Raw genomic sequence first — 26066 nt, forward strand, 5'->3', positions numbered from 1 at the left:
CCCCTATGGGTAGATAGATGTTGCTGGATCCGGTCTCTCGTCCCGGTGCAGACGGCATGTAAATGCCGTACTTCGCACACACCGGATTCCCGGATCCATTGACCAGGTAATCCCAATACTAGTCCCACGGCGGCGGCGGGGCTTAATCAGGACTGCGGGGTGTCCTGGGAGGCCTGGCGGCGGACCGTCAGCACGCGCTGTACCACCGTGATGAGGCTTGCAATCGCAAGCAGCACCAGGGTCACGAACAGCACGATGCTGGGCAGCCCCAGCCCGGTGAAGCCGGTGACGACGAGCACAGAGACAAGGCGCTCGGCGCGTTCGGCGATCCCCACATTCGCCTGGAACCCCAGGGACTCCGCCTTGGCCCTGACATAGGACACCACCATGCCCAGGACAAGGCAGACGACGGCGGCAATGGCTATCGCTGTGTCCGCGCCGCCGGTGAAAAACCAGATGGCGAGGCCTGCGAACAATGCGCCGTCGGCCACCCGGTCCAGGGTGGAGTCCAGGAAGTTGCCCCAGGCGCCGCCGCGGTCCTGCATCCGCGCCATGATGCCGTCAATGACGTCGGAGAAGATGAAGGCCGTGATGAAGATGGTTCCCCACCAGAGCTGCCCCAGCGGGTAGAACACCAGGGCGCCGATCACCACGCCCACGGTGCCGACGATGGTGATGGCGTCCGGCGAGACACCGACCTTGAGCAGCCAGCGGGCGAGCGGAGAGAACAGCGCGGTGAAGAAACCGCGGGCATGCCTATTCAGCATGCGTCTCCCCGGGCCATGCCTCGGCAACCTGCTGGCGCACCTCATCGAGGGTCTGCGTGATCGCCTTGGTCTGGGCGATGATGGGGAAGAAGTTCCCGTCCCCGCCCCACCGCGGAACGATGTGCTGATGCAGGTGTCCGGCAATCCCGGCCCCGCCCACCACGCCCTGGTTCATGCCCAGGTTGAATCCGCCCGGGTTTGCCACCTTCCGCAGAACGCGCATGGCGGTCTGCGTAAGGTCGGCGAATTCGGCGGTCTCTTCGACGGTCAGGTCCGTGTAGTCAGGGACGTGCCGGTACGGGCACACGAGCAGGTGGCCGGGGTTGTAGGGAAACAGGTTCAGCACCACGTAGCTGGTGCGGCCGCGGTACACGATCAGGGATTCCTCATCGGTACGGGCCGGAGCGACGCAGAAGGGGCAGTCGTCCTGGTTCTTGTACTGGTGCTGCCCGCCCTTGATGTACGCCATGCGGTGCGGAGTCCACAGGCGCTGGAAAGCGTCCGGAACGCCGGCGAGGCCAAAGTCGTCCGTCACCTCGGCGTCGCCCGGATAGCCTGCGCCTGTATTCTCCTGCACGTGTGCCTCTCGTCGTGGCTAGCTGGTCCGGTTGCGGACGGCGTCCACGATCCGCTGGACCGCCTCTGCCACCGGCACACCGTTGTCCTGGCTGCCATCGCGGAAACGGAAGGACACCGCGCCTGCTTCGGCGTCCTCGCCGCCGGCGATCAGCACGAACGGGATCTTGTCCTTGCTGGCCGTGCGGATCTTCTTCGGGAACCGGTCCGAGGAGATGTCCACCTCCGCGCGGATACCGGCCGCCTTGAGCTGGTCGACGACGTCGAACATGTAGTCGTTGAAGGTTTCCGCCACGGGGATGCCGACCACCTGGACGGGGGCCAGCCACGCGGGGAAGGCTCCGGCGTAGTGCTCGGTGAGCACGCCCATGAACCGCTCCACGGAGCCGAACAGGGCGCGGTGAATCATCACCGGGCGCTGGCGGGTGCCGTCCGCCGCCTGGAACTCGAGTTCGAAGCGTTCCGGAAGGTTGAAGTCGAGCTGGATGGTGGACATCTGCCAGGTGCGGCCCAGCGCGTCCTTGGCCTGGACGGAGATCTTCGGGCCGTAGAACGCGGCTCCCCCGGGATCCGGGATCAGTTCCAGCCCGGACGCCTCGGCGACCTCGGCCAGGGTGCGGGTGGCTTCCTCCCAGGCGCTGTCCTCGCCCACGAACTTGTCCTCGTTCTTGGTGGACAGCTCCAGGTAGAAATCGTCCAGGCCGTAGTCCTTGAGGAGGCCCAGGACGAAGTTCAGCGTGCCGGTCAGCTCGTCCTTCATCTGCTCGCGGGTGCAGTAGATGTGGGCGTCATCCTGGGTCATGCCGCGGACCCGGGTCAGGCCGTGCACCACGCCGGACTTCTCATACCGGTAGACGGAACCGAATTCGAACAGGCGCAGCGGCAGCTCGCGGTAGGAGCGGCCGCGGGAACGGAAGATGAGGTTGTGCATGGGGCAGTTCATCGGCTTGAGGTAGTAGTCCTGGCCGGGTTTGCGCACGGTGCCGTCGTCGTTCAGTTCCGCGTCGATGTGCATCGCCGGGAACATGCCTTCCTTGTACCAGTCCAGGTGGCCGGAGACTTCGTAGAGGTGCCCCTTGGTGATGTGCGGGGTGTAGACGAACTCGTAGCCGGCGTCCACGTGCCGCTGGCGCGAGTAGTCCTCCATGGCCTTGCGGATGATGCCGCCTTTGGGGTGGAACACCGGCAGGCCCGAGCCCAGCTCATCCGGGAAGGAGAAGAGGTCCAGCTCGGCTCCGAGCTTGCGGTGGTCGCGCCGCTCGGCCTCGGCGATGCGCTCCTGGTAGGCCTTCAGTGCGTCCTTGGTGGGCCAGGCGGTGCCGTAGATGCGCTGCAGCTGCTGGTTGTTCTGGTTGCCCAGCCAGTAGGCGGCCGAGGAACGGGTCAGGGCGAAGGCGTTGGAGATCAGCTTGGTGTTGGGCAGGTGCGGGCCGCGGCACAGATCGCACCAGACGCTGTCGCCGCTCTTGCGGTCAACGTTGTCGTAGATGGTGATGTCGCCGGCGCCCACCTCGACGTTGACGCCTTCCCCGGCTTCAGCGGCGTCGTTCTTCTTGCCCAGCAATTCCAGCTTGTAGGGCTCGTTCTTCATCGCCTCGCGTGCTTCGTCCTCGGACACGACGCGCCGCACGAACTTCTGGTTCTGGTTGACGATCTTAAGCATCATCTTTTCCAGCTGCCGGAGGTCTTCGGGGGTGAAGGGTTCCGCGACGTCGAAGTCGAAGTAGAAGCCGTCGGTGATGTACGGGCCGATGCCCAGCTTGGCGTCGGGGCGCAGCTGCTGCACAGCCTGGGCCATCACGTGGGCGGTGGAGTGGCGGAGCACGTTGAGACCGTCCGGGGAGTCGATGGTGACGCCTTCGATCTCGGCACCTTCGGGAAGCGGCTGGTCAAGGTCCTTCAGCTCGCCGTCAACGCGGGCCACAACGACGTCGCGGCGCTCAAAGAAGAGTTCCGCGCCGGTGGTCCCGGTAGTCACCTTCATCTCTTCGCCTTCGACGATGAGGGTGATCTGCTGGGCATCTGACACGGGTGTCTCCTATTCAAAGTTAAGGCTTCGTAGCTTGTGGCGTACGGGGACCACAGCCAGCCTCGTCAATCGTATCGGTTACGACTGAGGCCAGCCAAAGCGGCCCGCAGGCAGGGCCGGATCGTTTAGCCGCCCAGGCCGGTGATGGCCAGGTTTCTGCCGATCCCGCTCAGCGGCCCGGGAGTCCGGAACTCGGCGGGAACGGAACCGGGCTCCCCGCTCTCCGGTCCGCGCCCGGAGCCGGATTCCTTCCCCGGGAAGGGCAGCGTCTCTATCCTGCTGAGGTCCCAGGCCATACTGGCGCTAAGGCTGATTCCCCGCGGGCCCGTGCGGCGGGTGGTCCCCCGGATAAGCAGCAGGCGGGTGCCGAACAGCAGAGGTCCCGCCTTCTCCTGGGCCTCATGGAAGAAGACCGAGTCCACACAACCGGTGCCGTCGTCGATGCTGATGAACACCACCCGCCTGCCTCCGCGCATGGGCGGAGTCTGGGTGGCGATGCGGACCCCGGCCACCAGGACTTCGGTGCCGTTCCGCAGTCCGAGGAGCCGGTCCGCAGTGGTGACGCCCAGCCTGTCCAGCAGCGGACGGTGGCTGGACATCAGGTGCTCGCTGACATCAACAGCCATCAGGTCAAGCTCGGCCCTGACGTTCTCGATCATGGTGGGCGGCGGGAGCTCTGCCTTGACGTTCCGCAGTTCCACGTCACCCAGGGGCAGGGCCAGCTGGCCCTCAATGACGTCCGGCCCTTTCCGGTGTTGGCCGTTCTGCAGGTTCTGCAGATGCTGGACAAGGTCCGCCCGGTTGGCCGCTCCGCCGGATTCCCGGTGCAGTGAGTCGAAGGCGCCCAGCTGGGCCAGTCTCTTGATGCTCGGTTTCGTCAGCCTGGACCGCGCCCTCAGATCAGCCAGCGAGTCGAATGGCTGTCCTGCCACGATCCGCTTCAGCTCCGCCCCGGAGAGCCCGAAGATGCCTTTCAAGCTCAGCCTGATGCCGAGTTTTCCCTGGTCCGGCCCCGAAACGACGCGCTCCACCCGGTACTCCGCACCGCTGCGGTTGATGTCCAGCGGAAGAATGGGGATTCCCAGGCGGCGGGCTTCGGCGACAAGGAGGCGCTTGGGGTACATGCCCGGATCGTGCTCCCACAGCCCGGCGAGGAAGGCTTCCGGATGATGCGCCTTCAGCCAGGCCGACTGGTAGGTGGGCACGGCAAATGCCGCGCCGTGGGCCTTGCAGAACCCGAAGCTGCCGAAGGCTTTGAGGGTTCCCCAGACCTTGTCCACTACTTCCGGGGTGTAGTTGTTCTCCCTGGCCTTCCGGCGGAAGAACTCCTCCACCTTCGGCTCAAGCTCCTCGTTGCCCAGGGCGCGGCGGAATTCATCGGCGCGGGCCAGCCCGCAGCCGGTCATCACGTCGAATGTCTTGAGGATCTGCTCGTGGAACACGGTGACCCCGTGGGTTTCCTGCAGCACCGGTTTGAGGTCCGGATGGGGATAGACCTCCGGCGCGAAACCATGCCGGTGCTCCAGGAACGGCCGCACCATGTCCGATTTCATGGGCCCGGGGCGGAACAGGGAGATGTCGATGATGAGGTCATTGAATTCCCTGGGCGCCATCTTGCCCACGAGCTCGCGCTGGCCCGGCGATTCGATCTGGAAACATCCCAAGGTGTGGGTGCTCCGGATGAGCTCGTAGGTGGGCTCATCGTCCAGCGGCACAGCATTAAGATCGATGCGGCCGTCCTCCCTGATGTAGTCGGGCCCCTTGCCGTCCGGCCCCACGGGGTGGGCACCCGCAGCCACCACATCAGCCTTGGTGGGATGGATCCGGATGATCTCCCGGACGGCGAAGGCCATGGCGCTTTGCATCCGGACCCCCAGCACATCCAGTTTGAGCATGCCCATGGGATCCATGTCGTGCTTGTCGAACTGGCTCATGGGCAGCCCCAACCCGCTGGGCTGCACGGGGGTCCGGTCCAGCAGGGTCGCGTCGCCGAGGATGACGCCGCAGGGGTGCATGGAGATGTGGCGGGGAAGCCTGTCCAGGCGTTCAGTGAGGTCCACGAGCAAGTCCAGTTGCTGGTTGCCTGAAAAGTCCCGCTGCTCCACCCGGTCAGCAAATTCACGCAGTTCAGGTTTTTCTTCCAGTGCTTCCCTGAACCTGCGGGCGGAGAACCGCCACAGCTGCTTGGCGATCTCGCCAACATCGCCGTCGTCCATACCCAAAGCCATCCCGGCGTCCCGCACCGCACCGCGTGCACGGTAGCCGTTCTGCATACTCATGAGCGTCACGCGCTGGGCGCCAAAACGGTCAAAGATCTTCCGGTAAACGTTGTGCCGCTCGGCGCTTTCGACGTCGATGTCGATATCCGGCAGGGTGGCCCTGTCCCGCGACAGGAAGCGTTCGAAAATAAGGTCGTGCTGCAGCGGGTTCACCTGGCTGATATCGATCAGGTAGTTCACCAGGCTGGATGCCCCCGAGCCCCTGGCGGCAGCCCGCACCCCCATGTCCAGGATCATCCTTGATACTTCCGCCACCGTCAGAAAATAGGAGGCGAAGCCGAGGTTGGAGATGATCTTCAATTCGTGATCCAACCGGGTGCGCATGTCAGCCTCTGCCTTCCCGGAAATACCGGGAAACCGGCGCGCCACACCGGCCTCGCATCTCAAGGCCAGCTCTGCCAGGGGATCCCCTTCGATGCCGATCACAGAGGCTTCCGGCACCACGGGCTGCTTCCAGCCCATGTCCGTGACGGGATCCATCCTGCAGCGGTCGGCGAGCGCCTCCGTTTGCGCGAGCAGGACCTGAAGGTCAGCCGCCCCATATCCGGCGGCGTGAATAATTTCCTTTCCCAGCTGCAGCATCTGATCAGGCGACTTCAGCCATCCCTGCCCGTTGGGCTGGAGCAGCGGCGCGGCGGACAGTTCGGGCAGGGATTTCAAGGTCCGGGCGGAGTCGAGAACATCGGCCGTGGCGGCACCGTCCTCGGCACAATAACGCACTGCGTTGGTGAGGACCGCCGGGACACTGTATTCCTGGGCGAGCTTGAGCATGCGGACGGCATGGGCGGTGCTGAGGGGCTCTCCCGGAGCGCTGAGATGGGAGACCACCTCCGCGACGACGCTTCCAGCCGGCATGGCATCCAGCCAGCTCTTGAAAAGCGTGCGGGGCCGGAGGTACCGGCGCCCACCCATGGCCCTTCCGACGTCGGAATCCGGCCCGATCAGCACGCTGAGCACCGGCTTCAGGGTGTCGGGGTCAAGAACCCTTGATGCCAGCTCCGCCCGGGTGACCGCAACCGGCACCACTCCCCCGGCCTTGCCCGTTGTGCGGGCATGGGCATCCGAAATCAGCCGGCAGAGCGCCTTGTAGCCGGCTCCGTTGGTGTGGCCGTGCGCAAGCACCACCACGCGGCCGGACAGCTGGGTGCGGAGGTCTCCCTCGTCGTCGAAAACGGCGAGGTCCACCCCGACCACCGGGTCCAGGCCGGCAGCCATGCAGGCCTTAAGATGCTTGACCGTACCGTAGAGGCCGTCCCGGTCCGTGCAGGCAAGCGCGGTTGCACCCGTTGCTGCCGCCGACTGGGCGAGCTCGTCGGGCCAGGAAACACCGTAGTGGGCGCTGAAGGCGGTGGAAACGTGAAGGTGGGTGAAGCTCATGCTGTCTTGTGCCGGAGTGCGTCGTGGATCCGGAGCAGCCTCCAGCGTCCGCTGCCGGTATGCCGGACCAGATCAAGCGTCAGGTGTTCAGGGGCCGCGGGGTTTTCCTTGGGCACCACCTGGACTCTCCAGATCTCGTGATCCACGAGTCCGGGCCCGCTGCCCAAGGGAGCCCGCTGTTCCTCGGCCCACCACTGGCGGCGTTCATACCAGTGGACCGGTTCGGCGCAGACTGCATATGTCCTGCCGCCCCACTGCAGCTCCACAGGCTGGCCTTCAAGTCCGCAGGCGACCTCCACGGACTCGCTGAACATGCCCATGGGTGCCTCCGGAAACCAAGGTGAAGCTGCTGCAAATAACGGATTGTTCGAATATGTATTCGAATAAGTACAGTCTACGCCTGGCCTGCGGCAAAACCTAGATGGGTGTGGACTGACAGCGGCTCAGGGGGCAGGATGGAGCCATGAGTTCCAATGACGCACTCCTGAAGCACGTAAGCATCGCCGCCAAAGACACCACTTTGGTGGCCAAATTTGATATTGACGGCAACATTCCAGGATCGGGCGCCTTCGTAGTGGGGCTCGTGGCAGCAACTCCGGACTACTCACATCAACGGAGGCTTGGAATTGAGTTCATGAACGGCGAGGCCGTGTCAATGTACTCGTTCAGCCATGACGGCACCGAGGAGAACTTCGACATCACGAGTGTCGAGCATTCGGGCAGCACCATAACGGGCAATTTCCCCATGAGCACCGTGCTCGGACTGGAGAAGGGCCACCTCATGTCAGCCTTCAGCGAGGCCGACGGGCGGGAATTCCAGTCGGGCGTGCCGGTCGAAGAATCCCTCTAGGCACCGCAACGGGACCCGACCACCCGGTCGTTGCCCTGTCGCTGCCCGGTGTCTGGCAGATGCCTGGCAGATGCCTGCTTAGGTTTGCGTGCCTAGTTTTGCGTGCCGCTCAGGTGCCCTCGTTGTGGATCTTCATCTCGAGTTCAATGAACTTCGAAATCATCGCCCGGTACGTGGTTTCCACGATGTCCGGGTCGATTTCCTTTTTCTCGGCGGCGGCGCGGACATGTTCGATCACGCGTTCCACGCGCCCCGGAGCCCGGACCTCGGCGTCATCGCCCTTGAGCGTCCCCGCGATCCTGATCAGACGTTCACGGCGCGCAATCAGCGTGACGATCTGGTCATCAACCTCGTCCACGGCGATCCGGACAGCTGCGAGCTGCTCCCTGTCAGCCTGGGCGCTTTTATCGTCTCCGTGATTTGTGGGCATGTCCATGACAGTATCGAACCATGCAGCCCCGAGTCGATTTTATTTCACTGGGAGTGCGAAGCGTGGCCGCCTCCCGCAGTTTCTATGTTGAGGGCCTAGGCTGGCCCGTCCACCGTGAATTTCCCGAAGTGATCTTCATCCAGGCCAACCACGGCCTCATACTCTCACTGTGGGACGCCGGGCAGATGCAGGCCGAAGCCGCCGTGGATGCCCCCACGTCCGTACCGTGCATCACGCTCAGCCACAATGTGGCTAGCGCGGCCGAGGTCGATGAGGTGATGGCCCAGGCGGAATCAGCCGGGGCCGCCGTCGTGGCAAGCCCCAAGACCCAGCCTTGGGGAGGGTACACGGGCTACTTCGCCGATCCGGACGGCTTCCGGTGGGAGATCGCCTTCAACCCCACATGGAGAGTCGACGACGGCGGCCAGGTCACCCTGTGAGTTCTGCCCGGTGGGCCGGCTGCCGTCCGCCCCGCTAGAAGAGCGCTTCGACCGGCTCGATGAGTTCCGGCGAATTATTCCGGACGTTGCCCACAGCGGGCCCCACCGAATCCACCCGCCAGCCTGCCGCCACGTCCTTGACCCCGGAGCGGACGAGGTCCACCAGCCCGGCAGCGTCGTCAACCTCCGGGTCAAGCCAGGCCGCCATGGTGTCCCGGCTCATGGGCAGCGGGACGCGGTCGTGAAGCGCCGTGAGCTCACCGAACACCGTGGCTTCGGCACCCGCCGGCGGTGAATCCGCCGTCATGATGGACATGGAGAGCATCCAGCGGGCAGGGTCGTCCTGCCCTTTGGATGGGTCCTTCCACCACTCATAGAGGCCGGCGAAGACCATTCCCGGACCCTCCTTGGGATGCACGTAGTACGGCTGTTTGCGGCGCCCCTCCCCCTGCTTCCACTCGTAGTAGCCGTCGGCAGGCACTGCGCAGCGCCTGGCCTGCACCGCCTTGCGGAACGCAGGCTTCTCCAGCACGGTTTCGCTCCTGGCATTGATCATCTTCGGCCCGCCGCCAGGGTCTTTAGCCCAGGACGGCACCAGCCCCCAGCGGGCTATGTGCAGTTGGCGGACCGTGGCGCCCTCGATCATCCGCTCCAGGACGATGGGCGCATCGTCCGTGGGCGCAAGGTTCCACGACGGCGGGATCTCCATTTCGTTCTCGAGTTCGGCGTCGAATTCGGCCAGCAGGTCCCCGACCGCCCTGGCCATCACGTAGCGTCCACACATGGCACCAGCATGCCACCGCAACACAAGCGGGGGAATACCGGCGCACGGGTTACCGTTGACTGGACGAAACTGACAGGCACGAGCCTAGACCTGAGGAGCTTTCCGTGGACTTCACCCCCGAAAACGGCACCATCACCATGTTCTCCACCACCTGGTGCGGTTACTGCAACCGGCTCAAGAAGCAACTGGATGCCCAGGGAATCGGCTACACCGAGATTAACATCGAAGAGGTTGACGGCACGGCCGAACTCGTCGAGCAGATCAACGGCGGCAACCGCACGGTTCCCACCGTCCTGTTCCCGGACGGCACCGCGGCGACCAACCCCTCAGCCGCCGAGGTCAAGAACCGGCTCGCGGCCTAGCTCGGGGAACTGCGCCCAACGCCCATCAGCACAGCCCGGCAGCCGCTGCCTCCTGCAAGGCACCGGCGATCCGGGACAGCGTGGCAGACTCGATGGACCATTGCTGCCAGTACAGCGGAACGTCCACATGCCCGCTCCTATCCAGCACGGCGAGCGTGCCGGCGTCGAGAAGCGCCGTGGACTGAAGATCCGGAAGCATGCCCCAACCGAGCCCCAGTTCGATCGCCCTCATGAAATCCGACGACGACGGAACGAAGTGGCGGGGCGGGTACTGGGCCGCGGACTTTAGCCTGCCCTCGATGTAGCGGTCCTGGAGGGCATCCTTGCGGTTGAACACCACCACCGGCGCCCGCGACAACGCCGCGTCGGTAAAACCGTCGGCCAGCCACTGCGCGGCAAAGGACGGGCTGGCCACGGCGCGGTAGCGCATGACGCCCAGCGGCCGGACCGTGCATCCCTGCACGGGCTCGGGGTTTGAGGTGATGGCCCCCATCGCCGTCCCCTCGCGGAGGCGCTCGATGGAATGGTCCTGGTCTTCGATGCTGATTTCAAAACTTGCGCGCTCCACACCCGCCAGGGCAGGCAGCACCCAGGTGGCAAGGGAGTCCGCATTGATGACCAGCGGAATGCGCGGGCGGGCTCCCGCGCCCTCCAGCCCCAGTTCGTCCATGGCCTCGCTTTCCAGCAAGGCCACCTGCCGGGCCAGCCGCACCACCACGCCTCCGGACTTCGTTGGCCGGACGGGCTTGGTGCGGAGCAGCAGGACGCGTCCGGTCTGCTGCTCCAGCGCCTTGACCCTCTGGCTGATGGCAGAGGACGTCACATGCAGCGCCGCGGCGGCGCGGTCGAATGTCCCGTGGTCGATTACGGCGGCCAAGGTCCTCAGCTGCTCGGTGGTGGCATCCATCCTAAGCTGTCCTTAATGGAGGTAAGAAAGTTTAGCTGTACTCATGATTCCAGCGGACCTAGAGTCAGGCAAGTGGAAACTACTGCAACCCTCAGCGCCCTGGCCACCGGTTTCGGCGCAGGCCTCTCCCTCATCGTTGCTATTGGCGCACAGAACGCCTTCGTCCTGCGCCAGGGCCTGCGCCGCGAACACCTGGCGCCGATTGTGGCGGTGTGCGTCGCGAGCGATGCCCTCCTCATTGCTGCGGGCGTGGCCGGCGTCGGTGCGCTCATCCAGGCAGCGCCGCTCGCCCTGGTCGTCGTGCGCTGGGCCGGCGCGGCTTTTCTGCTGGCCTACGCCTTTTTCGCGGCCCGCCGCGCCCTGAAGCCCAGCGGCCTGAGCGCTGCCGCCACGTCCTCCCGGAGCACGCTGGCAGCAACGGTGGGAACCGCCGTCGCACTGACCTGGCTGAATCCGCACGTGTACCTGGACACCGTGGTGCTCCTCGGATCGCTCGCAGCCGACCACGGCGAGCAAGGCCGCTGGCCGTTTGCCTGGGGAGCGATAGCGGGAAGCACTCTCTGGTTCAGCCTCCTTGGCTTCGGGGCACGGTACTTGGCGCCGGTGTTCGCACGCCCCGGAGCCTGGCGGGTTCTCGACGGCGCCATCGCCCTCCTGATGCTGGCGCTGGCCGCGTTCCTGGTCATGCCGTGAACATACGGGACAGCTAGCAGTGCCTTGCATGCGATCGCTATTCGGGCATCTCGTTCTGCTCTCTTTGGGCGAGGCGCTGGAGTTGCCATCTATGCACGTCGGGCAGCCAATCCAACGTGGCCGATGGACCGACCCGCGGGTCGTCGGGAACACCGCCGTCTCGCAGGTCCTGCACGTACGCGCGATCCTGTTTGATTCGTGCACGTAGCTGCTCAGCTCCGCCCACCGAGCCGTGACCAGGGATGACGGCATCAACGTCGTCGGCCACGCTCTCGAGCAGCCGCAGCGCGGCGAGGTAGTTCTCGACCGGATTCGCGGCCTCCAGGTCGAGGAACGGCATCAGGATGTCAGAAAGCATGTCGCCGGCGACGAGAACGCGGCGCTCCTCGATCAACAGCGCCGCATGGCCTGGGGCATGGGCCCGATGCTCGATGATCCGGGCTTTGGGGCCATCCCAGGGAATCTGCGAAGCTTGGGCGGGCAGACCGGTAATGAGACCGAGCAGATCCATCGGGATCTCCTCGGCGTACTCCGGCGGGAGCCCCACGGCTATGCGGTCCTTCCAGTCCGCGTTTGACAGCAGATCTTGGATAGCGGCCGCGCAGCGGGCTGTACCGTATCGGGGCGCGTCGCCGAAGTTCGCGTGCCAGAGCACGTGGTCCCAATCAGGATGCGTCGAGAAGCCTGCCACCACGGACTGGCCCAACTCGCGAAGGTCGTTCGCGAGGGCTGCCAATTCGTCGCCCGTTATACCGGGGTCGATGAGCAACACACCGTCCCGGCCCTGCACGACAACGGAATTACTCTGGATGAACTCGCTCTCGTGAACTAGAACGCCCTCAGCGACTACTTTCAGCATGAAATGCCTTCCGCTTGTGGTTTGCAACCGCTTGTCGAGACCGTATTAGCTGGCGGGCGGAAAATTTGGTGAGATTCACGGTCACAGTGAGATGCTTTGGCCGGTGAGGGCATTCCGAACCGACGTCCAGGAGGTCTGACTCGCCGAGGGCGGGGTCTAACCGATGCGCTCGGCCAGGGCCACGATAATTCCTTCCGGCCCGCGCACGTAGGCCATGCGCCAGACGTGCTCGTATTCACCGACGCCGCCAATCAAGCCATAGCCGTCCGCGGCCAGCCGTTCGACGGCTGCTTGAAGGTCGTCCACCTCGAACGCCACGTTGCGCAGTCCAAGTTCGGTGGACATCGCGGCAGGAGACCCGGGCTGGTGGTCGGGTCGGATGAAGCTTGACAGCTCCAAGCCAGCGCCTCCATCAGGGGGCCGCAGCATGACGATCTCACTGCGGGAGTCGGGGATGCCGATGACCGTGTCCACGAACTCGCCCTCCATGAACATACGGCCCTCGACCTCGAGACCCAGCCCGACGAAGAACGCCGTTGCTCTGTCGAGGTCGGCAACGGTGATGCCGACGTGGTCGAAGCGTCGCACATGTGACATAGGGTGCAGTTCCAGTTCTCGTTGGAGACGCCTGCGTCGACGTCTGCATAGGCGGGAGGCGGCTGTGGAAGCCGCCCATACCGAATGTCGATTAGCAGTCCATAGCCTACCGCCTGGTTTGAACGAAAGGCACAGGTGCGGAAACCTGCCGAGGCAGCCACATCATTTGTGACGGTTAGTTGGGAATGGCGGTTTTGCCGTCCCGTTTACGCAACCTTGAGCGGACAATTCCGAATGCACGAAAAGGATCCTCAACCGGCTATTCCTCGAGCGGTTCGCGTCCTAGGCATGGATTAGGGTGTCGGTATGGAGTGCCGGATCAACCAAGTTCTGGTCCATTACGTCGAGCATGGCGTCGGCGTGCCGCTCGTAGCGTTACACGGCGCCGGCGTTGATCACCGCGAGATAGAGGCGGCGATCGAGGCCATCGTTCCCGACACGCGATACCGGCGGATCTATCCGGATCTGCCGGGCATGGGCCTCTCGACGACCGACGGCCTGACCTGCAACGACGATGTGGTGACGCTGCTCGGCGATTTCATCGATCACCTGGGCGCGGGGCCGGTGATGCTGCTCGGGCACTCTTACGGCGCCTACCTGGCTCGTGGAGTGGCCGCACGGCGACCAGACACCGTGCTCGGTCTGGCCTTGTTGTGCCCCGTAGCCGAGCGGTCGCGAAGCGTGCCTGGCCACGAGGTGGTTCGCCAGGACGCCGACGCGTACGACGAACTCGAACCTGCACAGCGGGCGGGGTTCGATGACTACTTTGTCCTGCGCACACAGGCCACTGCTCGCCGGTACCGCGACCGCGTTGCGCCGAGTGCGGCGCTTGTGGACGAGGCTGCGCTGGGGCGCATCTTCGCCGGGTGGACAGTCGACGTCGGGTCGACCGCGTTCTCTGCGCCGACCTTGGTCGTGGCGGGACGACGCGATTCGGTCGTCGGGTATGCCGACGCGGCCGAATTGCTCGAGCGCTACCCGCACGCCACCCTGGCTGTCATCGAGGACGCCGGCCATGCGCTCATGCACGAGCGGCCCGAACTACTCGCCGCGTTGTTCGGCGACTGGCTCGATCGAGCTCGACCAGAAGGCGAGTGACCGACCTTGCGAGGGGATAAGGGTAGCCAAGGCGAACGACCGACTGAAAGGCAAGCAGCCGAAGTTACCCAAGGCCCGACGGAAGCATCTTCTGACGCTGCAAGTGGAGGCCAGCGAGGTCAGTTACCGAGGGATCTGGCGCTGGCGGAGCTGTCGTCGTAGGCTCTGAGCAATCGCGCCAGCCAGCGGTGAAAAGAGGGATCACTACACCAGGATACGGTCCCCGCAGGCCGGCGCTGACCGATTCAAAACATCGCCCGCTTACGCGGTGTGCTGTGCCCGCCAGCTCGCGGCAACTGACGGCGCAGTTCCGGAACGAGCCCGCGAAAACCCGCGGGCAGGCCGGCCAGTTGAACGGGATCCAGCCATGAACAGAAGCAACGCTTCAGCCGCCCTCGCCATCGCAGCAGTTCTCACTCTCACAGGCTGCGGCGGCCCCGCCCCGTCCGGTACCACCGCGTCCGCGAGCCCCTCTCCAGCGTCCCCGGATCCGACCCCAACACCGACCCCGAAGGCCTACACCAACGAGGAACTGACCGCCATCGTCGCCGGCCTGAAGGATGCCCAGGGTCAGCCCCTCACCGTTGTCCCGGCAGCACAGATCGATCAGGGACTGATAGCAGCCCGGGAGATGCTGGAAACCGCCGTCTAGCCAACCGTTACGCTTTTCGTCGGGCGGTCATCGCCGCATGAGGACGCCGGCCAGGATCGGTCCTTGTATGCTCATCAAGGACCTCAAAACCGGCGCGGGCAAGCCTGGCAGCCATGCCGTCAGTGGACCGGAGGTAGGCGGTGGTCACCGCGTGGGGGAAGGCTTCGCCGTCCGTGCCCTCAAAGAACCCCGTCAGAAGAGTGCCGCCGGGGGCAATGCAGCGCCCTAACTCGCCGAGTGCGGACTGAAGATCCTCAGTTCGGAGGTGGATGAGGGAGTACCACGCGAGGATCCCGCCGATATGCCCGTCGTGGATCCCAAGGTCCGTGAACGACGCGACCCGGAACAACGTGCCCGGGAATCGAGCCTTGGCCGCCTGGACAAACGCGGGCACAATGTCGACGCCTTCGGCATCGGCGCCCAGGCTGGTCAGGAAAGCAGTCCAGTGACCCGGGCCGCAGCCGACGTCGACGACCGGACCCAGCAGCGACTTCGCCCAGTGCGCTATGAACCGTTGGTCCTGCTCGTCCGCCTTGTCCACCGATCCGAACAGCGAGATGTATTCTGGCGCGCGCTCGGCATACGCATCACGAACCGTTGCCTCCGTCATCAGCTCCGAGCCTATACGCCCGGGTCCCGTCCGAGGGGCATGATCTGACGGAGAACGGCTCGTGCCTCTGGCGGCGTGGGCCCCTCTGGCGGTATTTCCCGCACCGCACTACAGTTCAAAACTCGAGTCAAAACCGCCCGCCAAGCCACAGTCGCAGCCCACATTACGAAGGATGGCCATGAACCCAGTTTCCCCGCAAATTGGCACCGTATTCGTCCCTGTCAGCGATGTGCGGAGGGCCCGGGACTGGTACTGCGACATGTTGGGCCTGCCCGCCGAAGACTCCGTGCTCTTTGACCACCTGTCCATGCTGCCCATGAACGGCACGGGCCTGGTCCTGGACAGCAAGATCTACTCCCCCGGCGCAGTCTTCAAGGTTCCGGCCTTTCACTTCAACACCTCGGACATCCGGGCCGCGCACGGGTTCATGAAGGACCGTGGCGTGGAACTGACGGACGTCAACGAGGATCAGTGGTTTAACTTCCGGGACCCCGACGGCAACGTCCTGATGATCTGCCAGATCCCGGCAGCGACAGAATAGCCGCGGCGGTGCCTTCAGCTGCCGGCCGTTAGGGCCGCAGGCTGCTGAACTCCGCGTACGCCAGCGGCGCGTAGCCGGCGTAGGTGTTGATCACGGCGTCCTCGATGGACTGGACATCCAGGTGCGGCACCAGGTCATTCACGGCACCGGCCGTCGCGGGGTCCCAGTCCAGGCCGAGTGCTCCGTAACTGGCCGTGAGGACGCTGCGGATGGGCGCCGAGTTTTCCACCACGATGACGGAGCTGAACAGCCACCCGCCGGACACCACGCGCTGGGCGGTGCCCACGAGCTTAATCCGGTGCGCGGAGTCAGCCGGGTGAGTTCCGTGGACGCTGAACTCCCCCGGGCAGTATTCCCCCGGGATCTCGCCGACGGCGGCCTTCACGCCGGCGCTTCGCAGCGCCTCCGCCAGCATCTCGCCAAAGAACGCGAACCGGCCCTTGGCTCCCGCGATCGCATCGGCATGGGGCTCCACGTGGTCGACGATCAGCGTCCCCTCGTGGTAGGCGGCGGCCCGCCCTCCGGCCTTGCGGACCAGGGGCTCAAAGCCCTGCTCCCGGCACGCCTGCGCTGCGGCTTCGAAGCCGGCAAGGTGCGTGTCCCGCTGGCCGAAAGCAACCGTCGGGGCGGGGCGGTACAGCCTGAGCGTGGGGCCGACCATCCCCGTCTTGGCCAGGCCCAGCAACTCGATTCCGAAGTCCAGGTCCCGGGCGGCACCCAGCGAATCGTGCTGACGGACGACGGTCAGCGTCGGTGATCCGGCCCCGGCCTGCTGCATGTTGCTAAGCTCCCTTATGGTCGTATTGCAATTCCTGGTCGTCGCAGCGGCATTCGCCGTGATCGACGCCGTGTGGCTCAAGCTCATGAACCCGTTCTACCGCCGCCACATCGGCGGCCTGCTGGCCGAACGGCCCAATCTAGGGTACGCCGTCGTTTTCTACGTGATGTACATCGCCGGGATCGTCTTCTTCGCGCTGCGTCCGGCGCTCGACGGCGGCAGCTGGCTGACCGCCGTCGGCTACGGTGCGGCGCTGGGTGCCTTCGCCTATGCGACGTATGACCTGACCAACGCGGCGACGCTCAAAACCTGGCCCCTCCCGCTGATCCTCGTGGACCTGGCCTGGGGCGCCGTGCTGACCGCCCTCGCCACGCTGGCCGGCTGGCTGGTGTTCCACCAGTAACCGCAGGAGCAGGTTTCCCGTAGCGTCAGCTCCTCCGCAGCGTCAGGATCTGTTCCGCGCGGCCAAACGGCCCGGCCAGGTCGTGCAGCACGGTCGACGTGAGCCCGATGCCGTCGGCTCCGAAGGAGACCGCGTTGTCGAGCCCCAGCCATTCGCCTTCCGGCCGGCGGTACATGTGGATTTGCAGGTCCAGGTTGGGGAAGGCGTAGCTGTCCCTGCCCGGCGGAACCCGGGCGGCAATGCCGTTCGCCGTGTCCACCAGGCCCATCAGCCGGGCCATGTCGGTACTGTCCGACCTGTCCGTCAGCGGATGGTCAGTGCGCAGCCAGACCTTGCCGGAGCCGGGCCGGTGCCCGTCGGCCACCCTCATCTCGAGGGACCGGATGTACCCGCCGGGCCAAACGCTGGCGCCGTCGTAGGGTTTGCAGTCATGGGGTGAGGGGATCACAGCGTCTTCGACGGCGGCCACGGCCGACGTGTCGCTGGTGATCATCCGCCAGGCCGTCGCCCGGATGATGGTGCGTCCGGCAGCCACGAGTTCTGCCTGCAGGAGTTCGATGGTCCTGCCGGGGCGGAGTGTCGTGGTGGCGATCTCGAACCCGCCGCCGGGAATCAGGCCGAGGATTTCGTAGCTGAGGCGTGCCATCCGCATGTCGCCGCGTGGCTCGTGCCGTTCCAGCCGGTCGGCGAGCAGTCCGGAGGCCGGCGCCATGTGCTGTTCATGCTCGTTCCAGGCCCCCTGCGCGTGAATCGTGGAGCGGAAGTGACCCCCGCCCAGATCCTGGTAATAGAAGTCGCCTTCGGCGAGTTCCGGCAGTGCAGCAGTCAACGTTGACCCTTTCGACACAGTAAACGAATCCGCGATCACCCTACCGCGAGCGCGGCAGTCCCGCAGGCCACGGGCGCACGCCCCCTCGTGGGCTTTCACAGCCTCCTCAAATGCAGGGCTCACAAGCGGCGTAAGTCCGGAACCTAGAAATGAGGCATGACCTTCCAAAAGACCTCACCCCGCAAACCCACGCCGACGCGGCGCGCCATCCTCGCGGCAGGCCTCGCCCTGACTCGTTCCGCCGGCGGCGGCTCGTACCAGGTCACGGCAAGGCCACGGTCTCCGGCGGCACGGTGGTGGTCAACGGGCCAGCGAACGACGGCAACGGCGCACTGGATGTCAACGGCGAGCTGGCACTCAGCGCCGGGACCCTGGCCGCCGCGGGCAGCGCCGGCATGGCGGTCACCCCCCGGCACCAGCTCGACGCAGTCCGGCGTGCAGCTCACCTTCGGCTCGACGCTGCCGGCCGGGACCACGGTGCAGCTGGCCGACGCCGACGGCACGCTTGTGGCCACGTTCGTGACGTCCAAGTCGGCAGCGTCGTTGGTCCTCTCCTCCGCGGCCATCGAGGACGGAAAGGAATACACCGTCTACACCGGGGGAACCGCCCGGGTGGTCGCGGGACTGGGCGAGGGATCCCTGGACGGCGCCGAGCAGCAGGGCACTGTCACGGTGGGCGAATACACCCAGGGGCACGGTCCCGGCGGACGATAGCAGGACGTTAATCTGCCGGTCGCCAGGGGATTTTCTGGGTAGACTCGGAGCCAGGTCCTTCTAGCAGCCCTCGGAAGCGGTGTTCCACTAATGCGAGTAATTAGCTACAACCTCCGCAAGCACAAAGCCAGCGGGGAGCTGGTCAACCTGGCCCGCAATTTCGGAATCGATGCCCTCTGCCTCCAGGAATGTGATTCCGCGGACCTGCCGAAAACCCTCGGTCCTCTGCACCTGGCTGACTTCACCAAAGGCAACAGGCTCGGACTGGCAATCTACTACCGCACGGAGCGGTTCACAGCCCTGGAGACCAAGACCTTTGCGTTGAAGAAGTCCATGCACGACCATGTCATGGCGCCCGCGCACGAGCGCCTCATCGGCACCCGGGTGGTGGACAACGAGACGGACCATGAACTGGTCATCGGCTCGTTTCACGCGGCACCGCTGACTGCCTCCAATTCACTCCGCCGGAAGCAGATCCATGCCGCGCACGCGGAACTGCTGAGCATGGGCAGCGGACTCATGACTCTGATGGTCGGGGACTTCAATTACCCGTTCTTCACCAAGAGCCTGCATGCCCACATGAAGGACGCCGGCTACGCCCTGTCGCTCAGTAACCGCAGGACCTACACGCGCTACAAGGTCTTTAAGGGGCACTTCGACTTCGCCACGTCCCTGGGGCTGGATATCGAAAGCGTGGAGACCCTGCCGCGCGGGAAGTCGGACCACCTGCCGATCCTGGTCACGGCGGAATACGGGCAGGACCGCTCACCGCTCAAGCAGCCTGTCTCCTGACGCAAAGCTTGGGCGCCGCCTGCCCTCACACCTGCGTGCGTCGGCTTTTGTGACGGCCTTGGCCATCCACATCGCGGGGCGTTAATGCCGTGCAGGCCCGAACCAGCGGGCCAGTGCGTCCTCCAGCCCCGGCTGAGTCCCGTCTCCCGTCCACGCCACATGCCCGTCGGGGCGGACCAACACGGCCGCAGGAGCGCTGACTGAACCGATCACGGGAAGCTCCCACCCGCCGTCGTACGTGGCGTCCACCAGCTGCACCCGATCCGCCCAGGGCCCCGGGTCGACGCTGCCCGGCTCGCCAAGGTTGAGCAGCACCGCGCGGGCGTCGTGCAGGAAAGTGAACACGCGCTGCGGGCCGTTGGCGGTGACGACGTCGAGATCGGGCATGCGGCGCCCGAGCAGCGGGTGCCCCTCACCGATGTCGAAGCGGACGTCCAGGCCGGAAATGAGTCCGCCCAGCTGCTTCCGGGCCTCATCGATCGTCAGCAGGCCCGCCACCGTGTCGGCCAACGCGCCGATGCGCGGGTCGGCCCGCTGCATGATTGACTGCGCCATCGTGTGCTTCAGCGCGCGGGCCCCGGCCGGGTGCCGCTCGGCGTGATAGGTGTCCAGCAGGCTGTCCGGCGCAATGCCCTTGACCACCTGGGCAAGCTTCCAGCCAAGGTTCACGGCGTCCTGGATGCCGAGCCCGATCCCCTGCCCGCCCGAAGGAGAATGGATGTGCGCGGCGTCCCCGGCCAGCAGCACGCGGCCGCTGCGGTAGGCTGCGGCCTGCCTCGTGGCGTCGGTGAACCGCGAGATCCATGTCGGAGTGTGGATTCCGAAATCGGTGTTATAAATCTCGGTCAGCGCCTTGCCGAGGTCGGCCAGGGTGGGCTCGGCCGCCGGCCCAAGTTGCTTCTCGGTCACCACCACCCGCGTGGTCCGCCCGTCCTCCATCAGGTGCAGCCCGTGGATGCCCACCTCGTCGATGCGGATGCCCGCCGGCGTCTCCTCGGTCACCGCCACTTCGGCGATCAGGCTGCTCCTCGTGGCATCCCAGCCGGGGAAGTCGATGCCGGCTGCCTTGCGCACAGCACTTCGCCCGCCGTCGGCGCCGACCAGGTACAGCGCGCGCATCGGCCCGCCGTCGGCGAGACGCACCTCGACCCCGCTGTCGTCCTGGGCGAAGCCGGCCACCTCGAGCCTCCGATGGACCGGCACACCCAGTTCCTCGATCCAGCCGGCCAGGATCCGCTCTATATGGTTCTGCCACAGGCCGAGCGTGTAAGGGTGCCGTGTCGGAAAATCGCTCACGTCCAGCTTCGTGTTCCCGAAGAACGCCGCCTGGACGGGCTGGCCTTCGGAGAGGAACCGGTCGGCAATCCCGCGCTGGTCGAGGATTTCGATCGTCCGCGAGTGGAACCCGCCCGCACGCGAGCCCACCAGCTCCGGCGTCGGGCGGCGCTCCACAATCGCGGCATCCACCCCCGCCAGCGCCAGCTCACCGGCCAGCATCATCCCGGTCGGACCGCCTCCGGCAACGAGCACATCCACCATTACAACCCCCGCCTCTCCAAGGCTTTTCCGTGCATTTCTTCCGGGCCCGTCCGAGCCAGTTTGAGGCATGACGGGGGCCTTGCCGCAAGCCCCCATGTGCGCGATAAATTGGAAATAGAGGGCGGCCTGTAGCAGTTACTGATCGGAGAGTGGCCTGCCCAGGCTCGCGGCGCCGTCCGCCAAAGGGATAACGTCAATCCGGCCGTCCCGGCCGATGACAACCAGCACGCGCTCGCAGCTCACGCCGTTCAGCGCCCGCACCAGGTCCCCCGGATCCGGCGCCGTGCCGGTTCCCGGGGCGGCAGCACCGCCGTCGGCCCTTTCCCACACCGTAACGTCGGCGCCGCTGGCCTCCCGTATTGCGCGGCGGAGCGGAACAGGATCGGAGCCGGCCACGAGAATGACCTCGCCGATTCCACCTTTGAGGTCCGGAGCCCCAGACGGCGGGACGGGCTCCGTCGGCGGCGGGACCGTCCGTTCCCGCCGCCAGACACCGTAGTGATAGGCCGCGACAAGTCCCGTGGCCGTCAGCAGGCCCAGCGGGGCGCGCGCCCTCCCCAGCAGGCTGCCCCTGCCGGAGGCATCGAGGAGATGTTCAAATGCCTGGTAACCGACCACGAGCAGCGCAATGAGGGCCACCACGGCACTGAGTCCGAAAACCACCACCAGGTAAATGCGCTGCCCCCGCTGCCCGGACCGTTGCCGGCCCCGCCGATGCAGCGGGCCCCACACCTGCCACCACACTGGACCACCGACTGCCAGGGCGCTGATGCCGCCCAACAGCAGCGTCCGGGTGCCTGTTCCCGCCAGCGTGGTTTCTGCCAGCCCGAGCGCCGCGTTGACCACCACGCCGATGCCTGAGGCCGCGGCGACCAACGCGGCGCCGGCCGCCAGCAGCCGCGATGCCTGGCGCATGGCCCCTGAGCGGCGCCCGGCGAGCGCGGCGTGATAGCGCCAGACCGCGCAGCCGACCGCCGCCGCCGCAGCGGCGGGGCCAAGAGGTTCCAACAGCTGCGGGAGCGGACTGGACCGGTCAAAGCCCAACCGGAGCAGCACGAACAGTGCCGCGACCGCGCCGGAAAGGGCGAGGATACAGCCCCCAAGGACGCCGGCGACGGCAAGTGCCACGTTGGCCAGCCCCGTTGTGAGGTGCAGTCCGCGGCCACGGATCCAGTGCCACCACCAGAGCACGGCTCCCCCGGCTGCCCAGACGAGCGACTGCAGCACCGGAACCCACCAAGGGTTACCGAGGGACGGCGTGCCGGCGATTCCCTGAAGCCCGGCATCGAAGAGGTTGCCCAAGGCCGTGCCAGCCCCGCCTGCGCCTATCAGCAGCCCGAACACCGAGCCCACCACAAGGGGCACGCCGGCCAGACGGCTCGGTCCTTTGGCCGGATGCAGCCACATCCACCGGTGCCACGCCCACACCAAGGCCCACACCAGGCCTGCGGCTGCTCCTGAATACCACTGCGGTGAGTCCCCGCCGATGGCCGACGACGCCAGCCCGAGAAGTGCAGTGGTGAAGGTAATGAGGGCGACCACGTAGACGCCGGAGACGTAGAGTCCCCAGGACAGCGCAGCCCGTTCCCCGTTCTCGCGCAGCCGGCGCCACACGAGCCACCAGAGGATGGCCGCGAGCGTGCCGCCGACGAGAGCGAAGGCCAGCGACCGGGCGAGGCCACCGACGTCGCGCTCCGCGAGGGAGGTTCCACTGGAGAGCAGCCGCCCCAGCAGGCCGCTCAGCCCCGATGTCCCGATCAGGACGAGGGAAAACAAGAGCAGGAACAGTATGAGGCGGCGGACCGTGGTCAGCGCCGCGTGCGGTGGCGGGGCCGTATCCGGCCGGACGGTACTCACGGGCTCACGGCCTCACGGCTGGGGCCGGACAAATGGTGAGCTGCCACGGTGCGGTCTCCACGAGCCACCGCCCGCCGACCTTGACGAGGTCGAACACGTCCTCAGTTTCATACTCCTGGCTCCCGAACGGACCGGCACCGTTCGAGACCGTAATGGCCACACGCACGTCGGCGGAGTCAGCGCGTTCGGTCGTCGACACGAGCGTGACCCGCAATCCGCTCCTGGCAGGGCGCTCTGCCGGGCCGCACTGCCGCCGGGACCGGTCTGCCAGGTAGCCTGCCGCGGTGGTTTCGTCGCCGTCAAGTACCGCAGCAGCGTAGCGCTGCACAACGCCCGCGGGCGTGCCCTCGCCAAGTGGTTCCGGCTGGCCACGGAAGAAGACGGCAGCCAGCGCCGCCAGCACGAGGCAGGCAACGACGGACAGGATAACAATCAGGATCCGGTCGGGCCGCCCCGCGGGTGCGCTCATCCCGCGCGCTACGTGGCGCGGCGCTCGACGGTGAAGTCGCCGCCGGGATACATAATTGTCTCGTGCCCGTCGTCAAAGCGGACGAAGTACGGCGGTGTTCCGTCGGGGCCGCGGACTTCGAGAATCTCACCGTGACGGTCCGACGACTCCACCGTCCTGCCGTGGATGATGATGCGGTCTCCCTGGCTTGCCTGCATGGCAATCACCTCCCAGCCCCTAGCGTACGGTTTCCGTCCCGGCTTCGGAACAGCCTGCGGGCCCGATGTTTCAACCTCGCCCCTCAGGCTTTACCTCTCGCGTGCAGGATGCAAAACGGCGTCCAGGGCCGGGCTTCAAGCCTGCCCTCCGCGATCTGTTCCCCGCATATCGCACACAAGCCGTACGTGCCGGCGGCGATCCGCTCCAAGGCGGCCTCGACCTGGGCAAGTCCGGACCTGCTCTGGTCCAGCAGTGCCGATGCCTGGGACAGTTCGAAGGCGATCGTGGCGCCTTCGGGATCGTGTTCATCGTCCACGTTTGAGTTCTGCCGGGCCGCGTTGGCCGAGGCGATGTCTGCACTGAGCGCGGGCAGCAGGGCGAGTTTCCTGGCCCGTTCCTCCTCCAGGAGGATCCGGAACCGCCCGCTGTCAATCATGAGGCCCCGGCCCGTTCGTGGTCGAGCAGTTTGCCGCTGAGCGCGGGCCAGGCCGCCGCGAAGGCCGGGTGCAGGTTGAGGCGTGCCACGTTCCCCAGCGGGATCCATCTCAGTTCAATGCTCTCCGGGTCGGTGATGGCCGGCTCGAAAGGCTCCACGACCCGGACGGCGACCGTGGTGTAGGACCAGTAGCCGACGTCGAAAACGGAAGTAAACAGGACCCTGACGTTTCCCTCCGGGACAGCGGCTTCCTCAAAGGCTTCGCGCAGCGCGCCGGTGACGGGATCCTCGCCTTGGTGGAGCGCACCGCCGGGCAGCCCCCAGGTTCCGCCGTGATCGCTCCAGAGGGCGCGGTGCTGCAGCAGGATGCCTTTCCCGGGGTCATGGGCCAGGAGCCCGGCGGATCCAAAGCGCCCCCAGAACCTTCCGCGGTCGCCCTCCACCCAGGCGTCGCCCGGGTCGCGAGGACCAAGCGGGCGGCGAGGATCTCCGGGCGGGGCAGGCACGATTTTCTCCATCGTCCCAGTCTGCCCCATGGGAAGATGCTTGATGAGCCTCCGGCTACTCCTGATGTCCGAGACGCATGTGCCCGATTGCGGCGGGAAGCCCCGCCTGCAGCGGCAGGCGGGGCTTCGGGTCAAGCCAGGTCAGTCGTGCTTGAAGGCATCCTTGACCTTTTCACCGGCCTGCTTGAGGTCAGCCTTGGCCTGATCGGCCTTGCCCTCGGCTTCCAGGCCTTCATCGTCCCTGGCCTTGCCGGCGCCTTCCTTGGCCTTGCCACCCAGCTTCTCGGCTGCGTGATCAATCTTGTCGTCCAGACCCATGACACTGTCCTTCCGTCCGCGTAGCCCGCTGGCTGCGGGCAGGCTCGTGCTTCAAGTGTAGGACCGCCGGACAGCCCGGTGAAGGACAAGAGGCATCCCCGCAAAACCTTGGGAACACCCCCTATTTGCGGGGTCCGGCGCCACCACCAGTTCAGGTCCGGGGGCCGGGCTTTTCCCAAGACGCAACAGGGAGACTGGCCGTGTCCTGAAGAACAAGGGAGCCGCGACCCGTTGATGAGGGACTGCCGGGTCCCGGCGCGCTCTATCCCCCCTGACGCGCCGGGCCCGGCAACCACCCGCCCGATCCCACCTTCAGTCGCTGTCGCGCTGCTTCTTCAGCAGCTCGTCCGTAGCGGCGTCAGGCTCTCCGTCGAAGAAGCGGCTGAGTACCTGCTTGAAGGCCGTCTCCCCCGGCGCCGCGCGGAGGAACAGGGTCACGGATGAATGCAGCTTCCTGGCATCGATGCGGCCAAATACTTCTTCTGCCGTTTGGTCCTTGAGCGCACCGACGGTGTCGGCGCACTCGATCAGCCGCGGGCCGAGGACGGGGTGTTGCAGGTAGGCAGCTGCTTCCTCCAGGGAGCGGATCGCATACTTCCTGGATGTGGCGCTCTGCCCAAGTCCTGCGATCTGGGGAAAGATGAACCACATCCAGTGGCTTCGTTTACTGCCGGTCTGCAGTTCGGCGAGCGCCTGTTCATAGGTGCCGCCACTGTTTTGGGCCGTCACGAAGCGGTCAAGGTCAAAGGGGTCCTCCACTGCAGCTCCTACGTTGATGCGTCCCGCTCGATCTCCTCGGCCAGGGTGTCCACGTCCTCCGGGCGCATGGCGATGCCGGCACCGTCCAAGCGCCCCTGCAGGACATGGTTGACGTCATCGTCGACCACATGGCCGAGCCGGATATCGTCACGGATTTCGTCGGCGATGTGTTCCACCGTCTGCTGACCTTCCGGGACCTGCGCGCCCGTTCCGGAACCGGGGGTTCCGCCCGGGCCGGCACCGGTGCCCGGTTCGGGCTCATCGTCGAAATAGTCAGCGCCGGTGGCTGCGGAATCAGTCATACCCCATCGTGGGCGCGCCCAGCAGCGGTGGTCAATCCCCGGACGGCACCCAGTAGGCCCTGATTCCGGTGATGATCCATTCACGCAGCCGTAATGCGGCAACTCCTGGCCGGGTCTCACCGCGCCCATCCCTCAACTCTTTTGTTTCCAAGGGCCAAAACGACGAGCGTATGCCAATACGAGGACACCCGAGGGGTCCCGTTAACATGCCCGAAACAGACGCGTCACGCGGGCTTTACGTAGGGCACGTTTCCGAAACGTTGACGTAACTTGACCAGCCACGCCCTGAAACAAACGTCGACCAGTATCGACCAG

At 65.9% G+C, this 26066-nt stretch carries 32 protein-coding genes; 10 read left to right on the top strand and 22 right to left on the bottom strand.

Annotated features, from left to right (window positions below):
- Window positions 1–146: 146 nt before the first annotated feature.
- The 5 genes from pgsA to JYA52_RS15005 form a co-directional block, all read right to left on the bottom strand.
- The gene (gene pgsA, locus JYA52_RS14985) at window positions 147–767 is read right to left on the bottom strand and encodes a phosphatidylinositol phosphate synthase (protein WP_205653963.1); all 621 of its coding nucleotides are present in this window, start codon (window positions 765–767) and stop codon (window positions 147–149) included.
- Window positions 757–1344, bottom strand: a complete 588-nt coding sequence (locus tag JYA52_RS14990; RefSeq protein ID WP_205653964.1) for an HIT family protein — start codon at window positions 1342–1344, stop codon at window positions 757–759. The genes pgsA and JYA52_RS14990 overlap by 11 nt, the downstream gene beginning before the upstream one ends.
- A gap of 18 nt (window positions 1345–1362) precedes the next feature.
- Entirely contained in the window at window positions 1363–3327 is a 1965-nt protein-coding gene (gene thrS / locus JYA52_RS14995) for a threonine--tRNA ligase (RefSeq protein WP_240460405.1), read from the bottom strand.
- A 170-nt stretch (window positions 3328–3497) separates the two neighbouring features.
- Window positions 3498–7028 carry a DNA polymerase III subunit alpha gene (locus tag JYA52_RS15000; RefSeq protein ID WP_205653966.1) on the bottom strand — a complete coding sequence of 1177 codons (3531 nt, stop codon included), beginning with the start codon at window positions 7026–7028 and terminating at the stop codon, window positions 3498–3500.
- Window positions 7025–7348, bottom strand: coding sequence for a DUF6504 family protein (locus tag JYA52_RS15005; RefSeq protein ID WP_205653967.1), 324 nt, complete (start codon window positions 7346–7348; stop codon window positions 7025–7027). Before JYA52_RS15005 ends, JYA52_RS15000 begins: the two co-directional genes overlap by 4 nt.
- A gap of 143 nt (window positions 7349–7491) precedes the next feature.
- Between JYA52_RS15005 and JYA52_RS15010 the strand changes: the two genes are divergently transcribed.
- Entirely contained in the window at window positions 7492–7878 is a 387-nt protein-coding gene (locus tag JYA52_RS15010; protein ID WP_205653968.1) for a hypothetical protein, read from the top strand.
- Window positions 7879–7987: 109 nt separating this feature from the next.
- On the opposite strand, the gene JYA52_RS15015 is transcribed toward JYA52_RS15010, so the two are convergent.
- On the bottom strand, window positions 7988–8314 hold the full coding sequence (locus tag JYA52_RS15015) for a chorismate mutase (RefSeq protein WP_205653969.1): 327 nt from the start codon (window positions 8312–8314) through the stop codon (window positions 7988–7990).
- Between the two features lie 14 nt (window positions 8315–8328).
- On the opposite strand from JYA52_RS15015, the gene JYA52_RS15020 reads away from it, so the two are divergent.
- Window positions 8329–8748 (top strand): VOC family protein, encoded by a 420-nt coding sequence (locus tag JYA52_RS15020; protein WP_205653970.1) that lies wholly within the window; start codon window positions 8329–8331, stop codon window positions 8746–8748.
- 34 nt (window positions 8749–8782) lie between these two features.
- On the opposite strand, the gene JYA52_RS15025 is transcribed toward JYA52_RS15020, so the two are convergent.
- The gene (locus tag JYA52_RS15025) at window positions 8783–9532 is read right to left on the bottom strand and encodes an SOS response-associated peptidase (protein WP_205653971.1); all 750 of its coding nucleotides are present in this window, start codon (window positions 9530–9532) and stop codon (window positions 8783–8785) included.
- Between the two features lie 104 nt (window positions 9533–9636).
- Between JYA52_RS15025 and JYA52_RS15030 the strand changes: the two genes are divergently transcribed.
- A complete protein-coding gene (locus JYA52_RS15030; RefSeq protein ID WP_205653972.1) occupies window positions 9637–9894 on the top strand; it encodes a mycoredoxin in 258 nt (85 codons plus the stop codon).
- Window positions 9895–9919: 25 nt separating this feature from the next.
- On the opposite strand, the gene JYA52_RS15035 is transcribed toward JYA52_RS15030, so the two are convergent.
- Complete coding sequence (locus JYA52_RS15035) at window positions 9920–10801, bottom strand: LysR family transcriptional regulator ArgP (protein WP_205653973.1); 882 nt, start codon at window positions 10799–10801, stop codon at window positions 9920–9922.
- Window positions 10802–10873: 72 nt separating this feature from the next.
- Between JYA52_RS15035 and JYA52_RS15040 the strand changes: the two genes are divergently transcribed.
- On the top strand, window positions 10874–11494 hold the full coding sequence (locus JYA52_RS15040) for a LysE/ArgO family amino acid transporter (protein ID WP_307869378.1): 621 nt from the start codon (window positions 10874–10876) through the stop codon (window positions 11492–11494).
- A 37-nt stretch (window positions 11495–11531) separates the two neighbouring features.
- Here JYA52_RS15040 and JYA52_RS15045 read toward each other — a convergent pair whose 3' ends face one another.
- Both JYA52_RS15045 and JYA52_RS15050 read right to left on the bottom strand, forming a co-directional pair.
- Window positions 11532–12353 (bottom strand): MBL fold metallo-hydrolase, encoded by an 822-nt coding sequence (locus JYA52_RS15045; RefSeq protein ID WP_205653975.1) that lies wholly within the window; start codon window positions 12351–12353, stop codon window positions 11532–11534.
- Between the two features lie 156 nt (window positions 12354–12509).
- Window positions 12510–12950 carry a VOC family protein gene (locus JYA52_RS15050; protein ID WP_205653976.1) on the bottom strand — a complete coding sequence of 147 codons (441 nt, stop codon included), beginning with the start codon at window positions 12948–12950 and terminating at the stop codon, window positions 12510–12512.
- A gap of 306 nt (window positions 12951–13256) precedes the next feature.
- Between JYA52_RS15050 and JYA52_RS15055 the strand changes: the two genes are divergently transcribed.
- Complete coding sequence (locus JYA52_RS15055; RefSeq protein WP_205653977.1) at window positions 13257–14048, top strand: alpha/beta fold hydrolase; 792 nt, start codon at window positions 13257–13259, stop codon at window positions 14046–14048.
- A gap of 367 nt (window positions 14049–14415) precedes the next feature.
- Window positions 14416–14700 (top strand): hypothetical protein, encoded by a 285-nt coding sequence (locus JYA52_RS15060; protein WP_205653978.1) that lies wholly within the window; start codon window positions 14416–14418, stop codon window positions 14698–14700.
- A gap of 7 nt (window positions 14701–14707) precedes the next feature.
- Here the strand turns inward: JYA52_RS15060 and JYA52_RS15065 are convergent, their stop codons facing one another.
- A complete protein-coding gene (locus JYA52_RS15065) occupies window positions 14708–15310 on the bottom strand; it encodes a class I SAM-dependent DNA methyltransferase (RefSeq protein ID WP_205653979.1) in 603 nt (200 codons plus the stop codon).
- A gap of 178 nt (window positions 15311–15488) precedes the next feature.
- On the opposite strand from JYA52_RS15065, the gene JYA52_RS15070 reads away from it, so the two are divergent.
- On the top strand, window positions 15489–15851 hold the full coding sequence (locus JYA52_RS15070) for a VOC family protein (RefSeq protein ID WP_205653980.1): 363 nt from the start codon (window positions 15489–15491) through the stop codon (window positions 15849–15851).
- Window positions 15852–15879: 28 nt separating this feature from the next.
- Here JYA52_RS15070 and JYA52_RS15075 read toward each other — a convergent pair whose 3' ends face one another.
- Window positions 15880–16629 (bottom strand): lipoate--protein ligase family protein, encoded by a 750-nt coding sequence (locus JYA52_RS15075; RefSeq protein WP_205653981.1) that lies wholly within the window; start codon window positions 16627–16629, stop codon window positions 15880–15882.
- A 16-nt stretch (window positions 16630–16645) separates the two neighbouring features.
- On the opposite strand from JYA52_RS15075, the gene JYA52_RS15080 reads away from it, so the two are divergent.
- On the top strand, window positions 16646–17032 hold the full coding sequence (locus JYA52_RS15080) for a DUF2177 family protein (RefSeq protein ID WP_205653982.1): 387 nt from the start codon (window positions 16646–16648) through the stop codon (window positions 17030–17032).
- A gap of 25 nt (window positions 17033–17057) precedes the next feature.
- Here JYA52_RS15080 and JYA52_RS15085 read toward each other — a convergent pair whose 3' ends face one another.
- Window positions 17058–17861, bottom strand: coding sequence for a thioesterase family protein (locus tag JYA52_RS15085; RefSeq protein WP_205653983.1), 804 nt, complete (start codon window positions 17859–17861; stop codon window positions 17058–17060).
- A 156-nt stretch (window positions 17862–18017) separates the two neighbouring features.
- On the opposite strand from JYA52_RS15085, the gene JYA52_RS15090 reads away from it, so the two are divergent.
- Together JYA52_RS15090 and JYA52_RS15095 are read left to right on the top strand one after the other, a co-directional pair.
- Window positions 18018–18575, top strand: a complete 558-nt coding sequence (locus JYA52_RS15090) for a hypothetical protein (protein WP_240460369.1) — start codon at window positions 18018–18020, stop codon at window positions 18573–18575.
- Window positions 18576–18665: 90 nt separating this feature from the next.
- A complete protein-coding gene (locus JYA52_RS15095) occupies window positions 18666–19367 on the top strand; it encodes an endonuclease/exonuclease/phosphatase family protein (RefSeq protein WP_205653984.1) in 702 nt (233 codons plus the stop codon).
- Between the two features lie 81 nt (window positions 19368–19448).
- Here JYA52_RS15095 and JYA52_RS15100 read toward each other — a convergent pair whose 3' ends face one another.
- The 9 genes from JYA52_RS15100 to JYA52_RS15140 all read right to left on the bottom strand — a co-directional run bounded on the left by JYA52_RS15100 (window position 19449) and on the right by JYA52_RS15140 (window position 25751).
- Window positions 19449–20906 carry an FAD-dependent monooxygenase gene (locus JYA52_RS15100; RefSeq protein WP_205653985.1) on the bottom strand — a complete coding sequence of 486 codons (1458 nt, stop codon included), beginning with the start codon at window positions 20904–20906 and terminating at the stop codon, window positions 19449–19451.
- Between the two features lie 135 nt (window positions 20907–21041).
- Complete coding sequence (locus tag JYA52_RS15105) at window positions 21042–22763, bottom strand: DUF5671 domain-containing protein (RefSeq protein WP_205653986.1); 1722 nt, start codon at window positions 22761–22763, stop codon at window positions 21042–21044.
- A 4-nt stretch (window positions 22764–22767) separates the two neighbouring features.
- Window positions 22768–23232, bottom strand: a complete 465-nt coding sequence (locus tag JYA52_RS15110; RefSeq protein WP_205653987.1) for an LpqB family beta-propeller domain-containing protein — start codon at window positions 23230–23232, stop codon at window positions 22768–22770.
- Window positions 23233–23240: 8 nt separating this feature from the next.
- Window positions 23241–23429, bottom strand: a complete 189-nt coding sequence (locus JYA52_RS15115; RefSeq protein ID WP_104141222.1) for a DUF1918 domain-containing protein — start codon at window positions 23427–23429, stop codon at window positions 23241–23243.
- An 83-nt stretch (window positions 23430–23512) separates the two neighbouring features.
- Entirely contained in the window at window positions 23513–23866 is a 354-nt protein-coding gene (locus JYA52_RS15120) for a TraR/DksA family transcriptional regulator (protein ID WP_205653988.1), read from the bottom strand.
- Window positions 23863–24384 carry an NUDIX domain-containing protein gene (locus JYA52_RS15125; RefSeq protein ID WP_240460370.1) on the bottom strand — a complete coding sequence of 174 codons (522 nt, stop codon included), beginning with the start codon at window positions 24382–24384 and terminating at the stop codon, window positions 23863–23865. Before JYA52_RS15125 ends, JYA52_RS15120 begins: the two co-directional genes overlap by 4 nt.
- 129 nt (window positions 24385–24513) lie before the next feature.
- Complete coding sequence (locus JYA52_RS15130; protein ID WP_205653990.1) at window positions 24514–24690, bottom strand: CsbD family protein; 177 nt, start codon at window positions 24688–24690, stop codon at window positions 24514–24516.
- 312 nt (window positions 24691–25002) lie between these two features.
- On the bottom strand, window positions 25003–25449 hold the full coding sequence (locus JYA52_RS15135) for a DUF1810 domain-containing protein (RefSeq protein WP_205653991.1): 447 nt from the start codon (window positions 25447–25449) through the stop codon (window positions 25003–25005).
- 8 nt (window positions 25450–25457) lie between these two features.
- Window positions 25458–25751, bottom strand: coding sequence for a hypothetical protein (locus JYA52_RS15140; RefSeq protein ID WP_205654118.1), 294 nt, complete (start codon window positions 25749–25751; stop codon window positions 25458–25460).
- Window positions 25752–26066: the final 315 nt, after the last annotated feature.

This window comes from Arthrobacter pascens, assembly GCF_017052465.1.
Taxonomy (GTDB): Bacteria; Actinomycetota; Actinomycetes; order Actinomycetales; family Micrococcaceae; genus Arthrobacter; species Arthrobacter pascens.